This is a genomic window from Microbulbifer weihaiensis (genome assembly GCF_048323715.1).
Lineage (GTDB): Bacteria > Pseudomonadota > Gammaproteobacteria > Pseudomonadales > Cellvibrionaceae > Microbulbifer.
This window is the reverse complement of record NZ_JBLWFL010000007.1, coordinates 38,903-50,844: the sequence shown is the minus strand read 5'-3', so window position 1 is coordinate 50,844 and position 11,942 is coordinate 38,903. Positions and strand designations below refer to the sequence as shown.

16 protein-coding genes are annotated in these 11,942 nt (G+C 60.2%); 15 read left to right on the top strand and 1 reads right to left on the bottom strand.

Annotation, left to right across the window (positions count from 1 at the left end; genetic code table 11):
• Window positions 1–7 precede the first annotated feature (7 nt).
• Both ACNKU7_RS10490 and ACNKU7_RS10485 read left to right on the top strand, forming a co-directional pair.
• A complete protein-coding gene (locus ACNKU7_RS10490; RefSeq protein ID WP_418296935.1) occupies window positions 8–463 on the top strand; it encodes a hypothetical protein in 456 nt (151 codons plus the stop codon).
• A gap of 37 nt (window positions 464–500) precedes the next feature.
• A complete protein-coding gene (locus ACNKU7_RS10485) occupies window positions 501–671 on the top strand; it encodes a hypothetical protein (protein WP_418296934.1) in 171 nt (56 codons plus the stop codon).
• An 18-nt stretch (window positions 672–689) separates the two neighbouring features.
• On the opposite strand, the gene yihA is transcribed toward ACNKU7_RS10485, so the two are convergent.
• Entirely contained in the window at window positions 690–1,361 is a 672-nt protein-coding gene (yihA, locus tag ACNKU7_RS10480) for a ribosome biogenesis GTP-binding protein YihA/YsxC (RefSeq protein WP_418296933.1), read from the bottom strand.
• Window positions 1,362–1,542: 181 nt separating this feature from the next.
• Between yihA and ACNKU7_RS10475 the strand changes: the two genes are divergently transcribed.
• The 13 genes from ACNKU7_RS10475 (at window position 1,543) to ACNKU7_RS10415 (ending at window position 11,941) form a co-directional block, all read left to right on the top strand.
• Complete coding sequence (locus tag ACNKU7_RS10475) at window positions 1,543–2,193, top strand: c-type cytochrome (protein ID WP_418296932.1); 651 nt, start codon at window positions 1,543–1,545, stop codon at window positions 2,191–2,193.
• Window positions 2,194–2,374: 181 nt separating this feature from the next.
• The gene (locus tag ACNKU7_RS10470) at window positions 2,375–3,049 is read left to right on the top strand and encodes a thiol:disulfide interchange protein DsbA/DsbL (RefSeq protein ID WP_418296931.1); all 675 of its coding nucleotides are present in this window, start codon (window positions 2,375–2,377) and stop codon (window positions 3,047–3,049) included.
• Window positions 3,050–3,168: 119 nt separating this feature from the next.
• Complete coding sequence (locus ACNKU7_RS10465; protein ID WP_418296930.1) at window positions 3,169–4,362, top strand: hypothetical protein; 1,194 nt, start codon at window positions 3,169–3,171, stop codon at window positions 4,360–4,362.
• A 177-nt stretch (window positions 4,363–4,539) separates the two neighbouring features.
• On the top strand, window positions 4,540–5,082 hold the full coding sequence (locus ACNKU7_RS10460) for a hypothetical protein (protein WP_418296929.1): 543 nt from the start codon (window positions 4,540–4,542) through the stop codon (window positions 5,080–5,082).
• Window positions 5,083–5,196: 114 nt separating this feature from the next.
• Window positions 5,197–6,069 (top strand): hypothetical protein, encoded by an 873-nt coding sequence (locus ACNKU7_RS10455; protein WP_418296928.1) that lies wholly within the window; start codon window positions 5,197–5,199, stop codon window positions 6,067–6,069.
• A gap of 15 nt (window positions 6,070–6,084) precedes the next feature.
• Window positions 6,085–6,495, top strand: a complete 411-nt coding sequence (locus ACNKU7_RS10450; RefSeq protein ID WP_418296927.1) for an ACT domain-containing protein — start codon at window positions 6,085–6,087, stop codon at window positions 6,493–6,495.
• Window positions 6,496–6,536: 41 nt separating this feature from the next.
• Window positions 6,537–7,391 carry a hypothetical protein gene (locus ACNKU7_RS10445; RefSeq protein ID WP_418296926.1) on the top strand — a complete coding sequence of 285 codons (855 nt, stop codon included), beginning with the start codon at window positions 6,537–6,539 and terminating at the stop codon, window positions 7,389–7,391.
• A 99-nt stretch (window positions 7,392–7,490) separates the two neighbouring features.
• Window positions 7,491–9,131 carry a M28 family metallopeptidase gene (locus ACNKU7_RS10440; protein WP_418296925.1) on the top strand — a complete coding sequence of 547 codons (1,641 nt, stop codon included), beginning with the start codon at window positions 7,491–7,493 and terminating at the stop codon, window positions 9,129–9,131.
• Window positions 9,132–9,340: 209 nt separating this feature from the next.
• Entirely contained in the window at window positions 9,341–10,069 is a 729-nt protein-coding gene (locus ACNKU7_RS10435; protein WP_418296924.1) for a beta-ketoacyl synthase chain length factor, read from the top strand.
• Window position 10,070: 1 nt separating this feature from the next.
• The gene (locus ACNKU7_RS10430; RefSeq protein ID WP_418296923.1) at window positions 10,071–10,835 is read left to right on the top strand and encodes a lysophospholipid acyltransferase family protein; all 765 of its coding nucleotides are present in this window, start codon (window positions 10,071–10,073) and stop codon (window positions 10,833–10,835) included.
• Window positions 10,832–11,092 (top strand): phosphopantetheine-binding protein, encoded by a 261-nt coding sequence (locus tag ACNKU7_RS10425; protein WP_418296922.1) that lies wholly within the window; start codon window positions 10,832–10,834, stop codon window positions 11,090–11,092. Before ACNKU7_RS10430 ends, ACNKU7_RS10425 begins: the two co-directional genes overlap by 4 nt.
• A 13-nt stretch (window positions 11,093–11,105) precedes the next feature.
• On the top strand, window positions 11,106–11,360 hold the full coding sequence (locus ACNKU7_RS10420) for an acyl carrier protein (protein WP_418296921.1): 255 nt from the start codon (window positions 11,106–11,108) through the stop codon (window positions 11,358–11,360).
• Window positions 11,357–11,941: a COG4648 family protein gene (locus ACNKU7_RS10415; RefSeq protein WP_418296920.1), complete on the top strand. Its 585-nt coding sequence runs from the start codon at window positions 11,357–11,359 to the stop codon at window positions 11,939–11,941. The genes ACNKU7_RS10420 and ACNKU7_RS10415 overlap by 4 nt, the downstream gene beginning before the upstream one ends.
• Window position 11,942 lies beyond the last annotated feature (1 nt).

Here is an 11,942-nt window from a genome sequence, read left to right as displayed (position 1 = left end):
GATTGCCGTGAATTTGCGATTTTTGTGTGCCAACCACCGCCAGTGGCTCACCAGCGATTTAAAACGGGCCACCCGGGCGTGGTCGGATTGGGCAGAGCGCGGTGCTGAGCTGTGTGAGCGTGAGGCGTTCGCGGAAGCGGTGCCGTATCTGGGCTGTGCGTTTGAACTGGCCAGCTACCTGCTGGGCGAGCGCGCCCCGGATTATGCGCTGTCCGCGCTGCGTTTTACGGACAGCGCGCGACTGCTGATCGAGGCGTACCGGCGCCGGGGCGAGAGCGGATTGGCCAATTACATTTTGGTTGGCTCCAGTTCCCGCCTCGCAAGCGAACTCTCGGACAAACGGCACTATCAGTTGACCGCAGATTGCCTGCGAACACTGTATACCGCAGAGGGAATGCCGCCGAATGCCCGGATCGCGGCCACTGGGGCACAACACGAAAATCCGGATCGAATTCTGCACTGAAGAACCAGTGGCCAGACGTGGAAGGAGGGAAGCGCCCATGTCGTCTGACGGTTACCTGACAATCCAGATACGCCAGCGGGTTCTCGTCTCGCTGATCGCCCGCCGCCAACTCACCGCCGAGCAGCTGCGGGGGCTCACTCCGGCTGCCCACCGCGCTTTGCGCAGTATCTTGCTGGAAAGCCTCAAAGAAGCCGGGCCAGGCGGCTAGTAGCCGCCTGGATGCCTGTCAGCGGTTGTCGCCGTCTGCCGGCGCTTCCGCAGCCTCTCCCTGATCCGGCGTCAAAGACAGCCACTGGTTCAGCTGTTTTTCGAGTTTGTCGAGCCCCTGCTGCTTGGTGGCAGAGAAGTTCTGTACCGTCACACCGCGGTCGAGCTGCAGCTCCTTGAGGGATTTCTCCACCGCGAAGCGGGCATTGCTGGCCGGTCCATTTTTCAGTTTGTCTGACTTGGTCAGCAGGATATGGGCGGGCAGGCCTGAGCTGACCGCCCAGTTGAGCATCTGCTGGTCGAATTCCTTCAGCGGCTGGCGAATATCCATCAGCAGCACCAGACCTTTCAGGCACTTGCGCTGTTCGAGATAGAATGCGAGGTGCCGCTGCCATTCGTCCTTCATCGAGCGCGCTACCTTGGCGTAGCCGTAGCCCGGAAGGTCTACCAGGCGCTGGTGCTCACCCAGCGAGAAAAAATTGATAAGCTGGGTTCGCCCCGGGGTCTTGGAGGTGCGCGCCAGCTTGTTATTGCCGGTAAGCGCATTGATGGCACTGGACTTGCCGGCGTTAGAGCGCCCGGCAAAGGCCACTTCGGCGCCGAAATCTTCCGGACATTCCGCCAGCGTGGGTGCGCTGGTCAGAAACTCGGCGCGGCGGTAGTTGATTCGTTCTACATTGGATTCAGACATGACCCTTCCCGGTACACTCGAATGGCGCGCAAGTATATAATGCCGCGGTTTTGGGTACCTCTCATTTCACTCCTGACGTCTTGCCGGGGTCGGATTTGAGGATACTTGGCGTCTCCGTTGCTCAATAAGGCATCGGTGACGGGGATCGGATGCAAAATTTCAGCGCGCAACAGGACGACGTATGAACAGCATTATAAAGAAGGCCGCACTGGCTTTGGGGATGGTAGCAATCGCACAGATGGCGCACGCTGCCGGAGATGCCAGCGCGGGTCAGGCCAAGTCTGCCGCTTGTGCGGCCTGTCACGGCGCCGATGGCAACAGCCCGGCACCTGCGTTCCCCAAGATCGCAGGCTTGGGGGAAAAGTACCTGCTCAAGCAGATCCACGACATCAAGAGCGGCGCCCGGGTGGTTCCGCAGATGGTCGGCCAGCTGGATAACATGAGCGATCAGGACATGGCGGATATCGCTGCCTACTTCGCCAGCCAGAATATCCAGCTTTCCGGCTCTGAAGCGTTCTCGGTGATGCTGAATAACGGTGACAACGTTGATGGCCTGGCGCTTGGCCGGGAGATCTTCCGCGCGGGCAACAGCGCTACTGGTGTGCCCGCCTGCATGGGCTGCCACTCTCCGTCGGGCAAGGGTAATGCGCCGGCCGGTTATCCGCGCCTTTCCGGCCAGTATGCCGAATACGTCGAGAAACAGCTGAAAGACTTCCGCGCCGGTACCCGTGCAAACGATGGCGATACCCGCATCATGCGCACTGTGGCCAAGCAGCTGTCTGACGCCGAGATCAAGGCGGTTGCCAATTACGTAGCTGGCCTGACTGACTGATCAGGCGCACGCCAGTGTTGAGGCCGGTCACAGACCGGCCTTTTCATTTTCGGAGCATCACCGACGGGTTGCTTCACTGCAGGGGAACTTCAATAATCCCCGCTGTCTACATTAGACCTGTTAACGCTTTTTGCCCGGCAACCGGTGCCGGATTCAAGAATAAAAGTACGGAGTACACATTATGAGAGCCGTTGTTGCACTCTTGACCATGCTGCTGAGTCTGGCAGCCTGCGCCCAGGATTCAGGTTCCATCTCTGCCGGCCAGCACTATCAGGTGCTGCCGCAGGCGGTTTCCCAGGATGACGACAGCAAGATCGAGGTCACCGAGCTGTTCTGGTACGGCTGCGGACACTGCTATCACTTTGAGCCGGCACTGAAAAAGTGGCAGAAAGATATCCCCGGTGACGTTGCCCTGAAGAAAATCCCGGCGATCTGGCAGCCGGTCATGGAAGTGCACGCCCGCCTGTTCTATGTGGCTGATGCCATGGGTGTGCTGGACAAAGTGCACACGCCGATCTTCAGCTCCATCGCCCAGCAGCGCAAAATGTTTGCCGAGCGCGATGGCCGCGAGTGGAAAGCTGACGATGCCGCGATCGCGGCCCTGTTCAACGAAAACGGTGCTGACGGTGACAAAGCCGTAAAACTGATGAACTCCTTCGCAATCAACAGCAAGGTCAAGCAGGGCATGGCGAAGCAGCGTGCCTATCAGCTGTCCGGCACTCCGGAGATGGTGGTCGCAGGCAAATACCGTGTGAGCACTTCACTGCCGGCATACAAAGGCAAGACCAATGCCCAGGAAATGATGCTGGAAACCGTCAACTTCCTCGTTGCCAAAGAGCGCGCCGAGAAAGGCTGACAGGTTCGTTACTCTGCTTACAAAAACCCCGCTTATGCGGGGTTTTCTGTATCTGAAGGCACGGTTTGCCTGTCTGCTACGCTAAATCAGGAACCGGATAAAAGACCCGCCACAGACCAATGGCCATAAAATTTATCAGTTCGCTGTGCCTCGTGTTGCTCATTCTCTGTAGTGGGGGAGGCTCTGTTTGGGCGCAGGAACAGCCGCAAGCGCTGGCCGAGCGCGCAATTAACCTGCTGTCCTACATCGCGGTGGACTACGCCGACGCAGTGGCGGATGGCGAGGTGCGGGATCCGCGCCTGTACCGCCAGTTGCAACGGCAGGCGCAAACCGCAGCGGCGTTACTGCAACAGTTGCCGGACAGGCCGGGCCGCACCCAGCTTGATGGAGCGCTCAACGAGCTGCAAAAGTCCATCGGCAAGCGGGATAGCCCCGATAGTGTGCGCCGTCGCGCCAATACCGCTGCGGATCGGCTCGCCGCCCTTTACCAGTTGCCGCGCTCGCCCGCAGAAATGTTGCCATCGCCGGCAGAAGTCCAGACGGTGTATGCCGAGCGCTGTGCGCACTGCCATGGCGCGAGCGGGGTACCGGCAGCGGATAGCGGCAGTGATCTGCGCAATCGCGAGCGTATGGCCAGGTTCAGTCTCTACGACCTCTATAACACTCTCGATCCCACCCGCAACGACGCCCACGGCCACGCCATCGACGGCGATCTAAGCAGCCGCCAGCGCTGGGCTTTGGCGGTACTGGTTGCCGGCTTTTCGGCACCGGCGCAAATGCCGGAAGCGGTCTTGGCCGAGCAGTACCCGGCACTTGTGGGGCTGCCGGGCATCGCGGTCACACGCCCTTCGGAGTTGCCGGCGGAGGCGGCGGCCGCGCTGACCTGGTGGCGGGCCAACCCCGAATACACCCGTCGCCTGCAGCATCCGCTGGCCCGTGCTGCAGGCCTGATCCAGCTGGCCCAAACCAGCTACCGCGCTGGCGATGCCGCCGAGTCCTACCACCAGTTGATGCTGGCACTGCGTGAGGGGTTTGCGCCAGCGCGGCTGGAGCTCGAAGAGCGCAACGGTGCATTGACGGCGCGCCTGGATCAGCAGTGGCTCGAGCTGCGGCAGGCGATTCTCGATGAGGCACCGACCAATGAGGTGATCGAGAAGTTCCAGCGCCTGCAGGCTGAGCTACTGAGGGCGAGGGAGGCGCTGCAGCCGGTACCGAAAACGGGGCTCTATGGCTGGGCGGCACTTCTGTTTGCGCTCGCACTGGCAATGGGCGGCCTGTTGTGGCGAGGGCTTCGACGGTGGTCGCGCCGCTGAGTGTATCTGGCGGATAATTTCCGCCATCCGGATTTCACCGGGGGCAGATAGTGTCAGCTGGCGCAGAATCAAAGAAAATTGTCGCATGCGCCGCCACAGTTGAGATTTACGACTAGGCTTTTAATTAGACGGTTCAAATAACCGCCAGTCGTAGAACCCAACATAGAAGAGTGCCGCATGAAGTTTTTGCGTCAGTTGTCCTTCCGCCCCGTCATTCTCTCACTGCTGCACGCCTACATAGTGGTGCTTGCCGTTTTCATGCTCCTGCCCATGCTCGCGTCTGCCCAGGAACAGACCGCCGACCAGGCTGCCGCCACACAATGGGCCGGCAACTGGTTGGTGGTCGGGCAGGGCGACGAGCAGCTGGTGTGGCAGCTGAAGGCCGATGGCAGCGGCTACGCCTACGGCTTCCGCGCCGACGGCCAGCTCAGCCACGGCTTTGCCATATCCTGGCGTATCCAGGGGGATACCGTGCGTATACGCACTGGCGGCACCCTCCACTGCAACAGCGGCATGATTTATGCGCAATTTACCGGCTGGAGCCCGGTGACCCTAGACTTCAACGTGATTGATGGGCGTCACTGGCGCCAGCATAACGGGGGTATTCTCGCATTCCAGCGCCGCCTGTCGGACTGGGAAACCCCCAATCACGGCGCCGAATGTCCCAACCTTTATCAGGATCACAAGGTTCCTGAACATACCGCATCCACCACCAATTGAGATGCCGTGGTGAAGCCTGTGCGCATTGCCGGGCGGCGCGAGGAACGCGCTCCCCGCTGCAATGCCAAGCGCAACCTGATTCATGGAAGAATAAAGCGATACCGGAGTACGGCTGTGATACAGCAGCGCTTTATTCCCTCACTGCTACTGGCGCCCTTGGTTCTTGCCCTGGCCTGTACTGCATTCAACGTCTGGGGTGCGGCTGCCGCGTCAAACCGGGAGAAGCCGCAGCCCCGCAACAGCAGGGCGCAGGCAACCGATACCCACGACGCCGGGCGCCAATCAGAAGCAGACGGTACAGAAGAGTTTCCGGAGTGGGGTGTCGAATCCCGCCTCAAAGCCGATCAGTGGGTGGGCAACTGGCTCATTTCCCGCGACGGCGAGGCCCAGCACGTTTGGAGCCTGAATGCAGATGGTACCGGGCGATCCTATGCCTTCGCGCGCCATGGCGACGACATGCGTTTTGCCTACGGATACGATATCCGCTGGTACTTCGACCCCTTCACGCAAATGGCCAATATCAGAACCGAGCGGCGCATCGTGTGTCGGGGTGGCCGTGTCTATCCCTATTTCCTCACGCTCAAATCCTACGAGAGCGATTATGCGGTCAAGGGCAAATACGCCTGGCAGACGACCTGGACCGAAGCCAGTATCGGCCGCAATTACCTGCATAAATCACTGGTGGTATTTGTCGCCCCGCTGTCGGGCTGGCACAACCCGGAAAAAGATGCGCCTTGCCCGGCATTTCCCCAAATGGCGCTGGAGCGGGATCTGGATACGGCACTGGATACTTGGGAGGCCGAGGCGGTGCGCGATGCCCCGCTGGTCGATACCACACCGGTGGAAGGCGAGCCCGAATTTGACGGCGAGGAGTTCGGGCCTTCCCCCGAACCGAGAGCTACCAAGGCAAAACCCGGCAAAGCTGGCGCTGACAAGGCCAGATCCACAGGAAAATCTCCCAAACAACGCGGCAAGTCCGCACATTGACGGTGGGTTACCTCCATGAACGCACAGGTACAGATTGATCGCCTTCTACAGCGGCTGACGCCCGTCCTGAACCGCGAAGCGCTGGTGTTATGCCAGCTTGATGATGCCAAATTGCGTGAAGTGCTGGATGAATGCCTGTGTGTATTCCGCGAGCGCGAGGGGCTCTGTGCGTTGTTGCCGGCCCGGGTCGCCAGTGAGCTGAATCTCGCAGTTGAGGGCGGCTATCGGCAGATTACCCTGCGCTTTGCCCAGTATCTGCCGGTGCCGGGCCTCGCGGCGGCGGTGGTCAGGGAACTTGCCGACGCCGGCCTGCAGGCACATCTGGTTTCCGCCCACTGTCATGATCACATACTGGTAAGAGAGCATGACGCCGAGCAGGCGATGCAGATCCTCTACGGCATCAGTAACCGCCTCCATTACATTTAAGGCGCCGCGTGCAACAGGGATCGGTCACCTAGCCGCTACTTATGCATATCGCTTACCCGGCGCCACAGCCTCACGGGCCAATCCAGCAGCTTCTGCCGGACTTCTTCATGGTGAAAGGCACCGCTCATCTGGGCCCTGGAATCACGGTGAATCGCAACATGGGCATCGTCCGTTACGGCGATGACCTGCTACTGGTCAATCCGGTTCGCCTGCGCCGCCGGGAGGAAGAGCGCCTGTGTGACCTCGGGCGGGTGCGCCAGGCCGTGCGGCTCGGTTACTACCACGGCTGTGATGACCTCTATTATCGCGATCGCTTTAATGCGTTCTTCTGGCGCCAGGCACACTCCGATCACTACCCATTGCCACCGGCGGATCAGCTGCTGAGCGAGGAGGGGACGAGCCCGATACCGGGGGGACGGGTATTCGAGTTCCGCAACAGCCGCCTGCCGGAAGCGGCCCTGCTGGTTCCCCTGTCGGGCGGGCTGCTTCTGACCTGTGATGCGCTGCAGTACTGGCGTGATTGGGAAAGATGCAGCTGGGTGGGGAAGTGGTTGTTGCGCATTACCGGTGTACACCGTGGCATGCAGGTATCCACTGCCTGGCTTCAGCGCGCGACACCACCGCGGGAAAACAGCCGGCGCTGGCTGGTCGGGGACTTCGAGAGGCTATTGCAATTGCCGTTCCTGCACATGCTCGGCGCGCACGGCGACTTTTGTGCTGACCGTGCACACGAGCTAGTCGAACGAGCGGTAACCAGCACCTTCATCCGCACCATTCAACCGGTTCGGTATCCGCCGGAGGCGCCTGACGCGCCGCGTCCTGTGCCGGATCCACTGATGCCCAAGGCCGCGCGGATACTGCGACGCCCCCGTCCCGGAGAACGGCGCTCACGCTGAACGGGCGCAACGGCGCTTTGTGACCATTTCGTGTCATTGGAACGTGGTAAGCTGCGCTCACATCGCAGATTGACCGCAAGATTGCGTTTCGGGGCCAAGATGAAAATAACCAGCCTTATCGGCGGTGGACTGCTTGCCGCCGCCCTCACCGCCTGCAGTACCACACTGTTTTTCCCGCTGCCCAGTGCAGACAGTGCACATATCCGCACCCATCTGGAATATCTGGCCAGCGACGCTCTCGGTGGTCGCAAAACCGGCAGTGCGGGCTACCGCCAGGCTGCCGACTATGTGGCGGGGCAGTTCGCCGCCCTCGGACTGGAAGCTGCCGGTGGCCCCGACTACCTGCAGCAGGTGACTTTCCGCCGGGCCACCTGGGGCGATCACCCGGCGACTTTTGAGTTGCACGGGCGCGATGGCGATATCACTTTCGAGTTGGGAAAGGATTTCATTGCAGCGCCGCCCACCGTGGCCGAGCAGGTTGCGGCCTCGGCGGGACTGGTGTTCGTTGGCTACGGTATCGAAGCCCCGGATTACCGCCTGGACGACTACGCCGGCCTGGATGTCAAAGACAAGATTGTCGTGGTGCTGGAAGGGCGCCCGGCCCGCCTCCCCAGTGAAGTGGGGGCTCACTACGCTTCTGGCCGCACCAAGCGGAACACGGCGGCCCGTCACGGAGCCATCGGTTTTATCTCCCTGAACACCCCGGAGAGCGAAGCGCGCCGGCCATTTGCGCGCTCCGCGGCACACCTGCAGGATCCCCGCTTTGACTGGCTGCGCGCCGACAACACCCCGGGCAACGCGATTCCAGGGCTGCGCATAAGTGCGGGGCTCGATATGCCGGCCGCCAAGCAGCTGTTTGTCGGTGCCCCCCGCAGTCTCGATACCATCTATCTGGAAATGCGCAACGGGGTGGTTCCCAAGGGCTTCCCGCTGCCATACAGCGCATCGCTCAGCAGCAGCGCCCGTCATGAAACCATCACCAGTCCCAACGTGGTCGGGCTGTTGCCGGGCAGTGACCCGAAACTCAGGGATGAATACGTGGTGTTTTCCGCGCACCTCGATCACATCGGTACGGACGGGGGCAAGGGCGGCGACCGCATCAACAATGGCGCGCAGGACAACGCCGCAGGCATTGCGGTGATGCTGGAAGTGGCGCGACTGTTCAAGGCATCCGGCCAGGCGCCGCGGCGCTCTCTCCTGTTTGTTGCCGTCACCGCGGAAGAAGAAGGGCTGCTGGGATCCGATTACTTTGCCCAGCACCCGCCGGTGCCACCCCAGGCGATGGTGGCGAACATCAACCTGGATATGCCCATGTTGCTGTATCCCTTCCGCGACGTTATTGCCTTTGGTGCCGAGCACTCGAGTCTTGGCAAGACTGCCGCGCACGCCGCCGAGCGCACCGGGCTGAAACTGAGTCCGGATCCCATGCCGGAGCAGGTGATCTTCGTGCGCAGTGATCACTACAGTTTTGTGCGTCAGGGTGTGCCCGCGATCTACCTGATTACCGGTCGCGAGGCTGTGGATAACAAGATCGACGGCACCGGGGCCCAGGTGGCGTTCCTGAAGTCCCGCTATCACCGCCCGGGGGATGAGGCGGATGCGCAGATCAACTACGTGGCCGCACAGCAATTCGCGGAGGTGAACTATGCGATTGCGCGTGAAGTGACCGATGGCGACAAAAAACCGCGCTGGAATCGCGGCGACTTCTTCGGGAACCTCTACAGCAGAAAATCTGACTGACTGGGCAAACAAGAATTGGTTCAAATAACCTTTGTGCGGCTGGTAGATATTGGTCAGTTTGAGTACTATTTCCGGCCGCGCAAGCGGACGCTGTGGCATATGCCGCCATAACAACAAAGCAAAATTTTTTCAGGCATGCGGTGGCCCGGGCTCACATCGACTCGCCTGTTGTTTTTAGAGGGGTGGGGCTCGTCTCCATTTATTAGCTGGTGTCTGAATTTACGATTTCCGCATGGCGCGCCTGGGCGCCAGGCGTCAGCGACGCAACAGATTGGCTGCGCTGGCGTAGAGGCGAGCTGGGTTTCGCCGACCAGGCGATACCTGATGCCAGCTTTCTTCCGGCGATGCAGCGCCGTCGCCTGAGCCCGCTCTCCAAAGCCGCCATGGCAACCGCGTATCCGCTGTTGTCTGGCTGCGATATACCGATACTCTGCTGTTCGGTGCACGGCGAAGCCCAGCGCACCTATGCATTGCTGCAGGATGTGGCCGCCTCGGAACCCTTGTCACCCACTGCCTTCGGCCTCTCGGTGCACAACGCTATCGTCGGCCAGTTATCCATATCCCTCGGTATACGCTCTCCCGCACTGGCGCTGGCCGGTGGAGAGTATCCCCTATTGGGCGGTTTTCTGGAGGCGGCTGCCATGCTCGCCGAGGGTACACCCGAAATGCTGCTGCAGTTCTACGAAGAACCACTCCCGGAGCTGTACCTGCACAACACCGAAAGCCCAAAGCGGATCTGCGCTACAACCTTGCATCTGCGGGGCGCGTATGGGAAAGAGGGTGAATTCTCGGCACGCCTGGTTCACAACCCGCAAGCGACGACGCCGTCGGCCTTCGAACAGCCCGAATACCAATTGCCATTAATAGGAGCTCTCGTTGATGGCGAGGGCGCTTTGTCACTGGGGCAGGGCTGGCAACTGGCCTTGGAGATGCGTTGACATGAAGCGAACCGATCGTTACTGGCTGCGTCTGCTTGCTACCGCCACGGCCTTCAGCCTGTTTGGTTTGGGCGGGCTGGTGCTGCGCTTTGTTCTGTTCCCCCCCTTGCGTCTGATTTACCGTGATCCCGCGGTGCGCCAGCGCAAGGCCCGGGATATCGTGCAGGGCGCGTTCCGCACGTTTATAGGATTTATGCATATCACCGGCATTTATACCTATCGCATCGCGGGCGAGGAGCAGCTGCAGCGGCCGGGACAGCTGGTGCTGGCCAATCACCCATCGCTGATCGACGTGGTATTCCTGATTTCGCGTATTCCCAATGCCAACTGCATCGTCAAGGCAAGCCTGTTCCGCAATCCGTTTATGCGTGGTGCCGTGACCACTGCGGGATATATCCCCAATGACGATCCGGAAAAAATCATTGCTATGGCTGCCGCCTCGCTGGAGCGGGGTGAAAGCGTGGTTCTGTTTCCTGAGGGCACACGCAGCGTGCCGGGCAGAGCGATGCGCCTGCAGCGGGGGGCAGCCTATATGGCCCTGCGATCGAAAGTGGCCCCGACACTGGTCACCATCCGCTGCAATCCACCGATGTTGATGAAGAACGTACCCTGGTACAGCATCCCGGCTTCACGGCCACATTTTGATTTTGTGGTCTCCGCCGGGGAGCAGCTGATCCCGCTCAAGGAATTGCAGGAAACGCCGTTGGCAGCGCGAAAAATTACCAATCAATTAAAGACGTATTTCACTGAGGAGTGTGCGGCGTGAGCAATCTGGTCGAAGAGCTCAAGGTTCTGATTATTGATGTCCTGAACCTGGAAGATATAACCCCGGAAGATATCCAGGCGGATGAAGCCCTGTTCGGCGATGGTCTGGGACTGGATTCCATCGATGCACTGGAGCTGGGTCTGGCACTGCAGAAAACCTACAACATCAGTATCGATGCCGAAAACGAAAACACCAAAACACATTTTGCCAGTGTGAATAACCTGGCCAAGTTTGTTGCCGACAGCCAGGCTGCGTAAGAGAAGAAACACGATGTTTGAAAACAGAGAAGCGATTTTTTCCAAGCTGAAAGAAATTCTGGTCGAGATGTTCGAGGCCGAGGAAGCGGACATTAGCGAAGACGCGCACCTGTCTGATGACCTGGACATTGACAGTATCGATGCCGTTGACCTGATCGTGCGCCTTAAAGAACTGACCGGCAGGAAGATCGCACCGGAAGAATTCAAGAATGTGCGCACCGTGGGCGACGTGGTCACTGCGATTGAAAAGGTGATGGCTGAGTCGTGACCAGGCTGGCGCAGTTCATTCTGGTGCTGGTAGTCGCCGCTTACCCGCTGGCGGTGTATTTCGGTATCCAGTACTTGCCATTCGGCTACATGATCGCTCTCCTGTTGGCGGTAGCCGGACTGCGCCTGTTGATGATGTCGACTCAGAAATCCGCTGCCGGTGGCCGTATCGGTGCCGGCGCGCTGGCTGCGATCCTGCTCGCAGTGTCCGTGGCCAGCTGGCTGCGCGGCGACAGCACGGGGCTGCTCTGGTATCCGGTGTTCTGCAATCTGGTGATGTTCGCGATCTTCGCTCGCAGCCTCTATTTCCAGCCGCAATCAATTATCGAGCGGCTCGCGCGCATTCAGGAACCGGAGCTGCCGCCGAGCGGTATTGCCTACACCCGTCGCGTAACCGGCGTGTGGTGTGTTTTTTTCCTGCTCAATGGCAGCGTTGCCACCGCCACGGCAATGGTCGCCGATCTCGAGTTGTGGACACTGTACAACGGGCTGATTTCCTACCTGTTGATGGGCGTATTGCTCGCCGGTGAATGGGTGGTTCGTCGCCGGGTGCGACGCGCCACTGCGCATGAGGCGTTGTGAC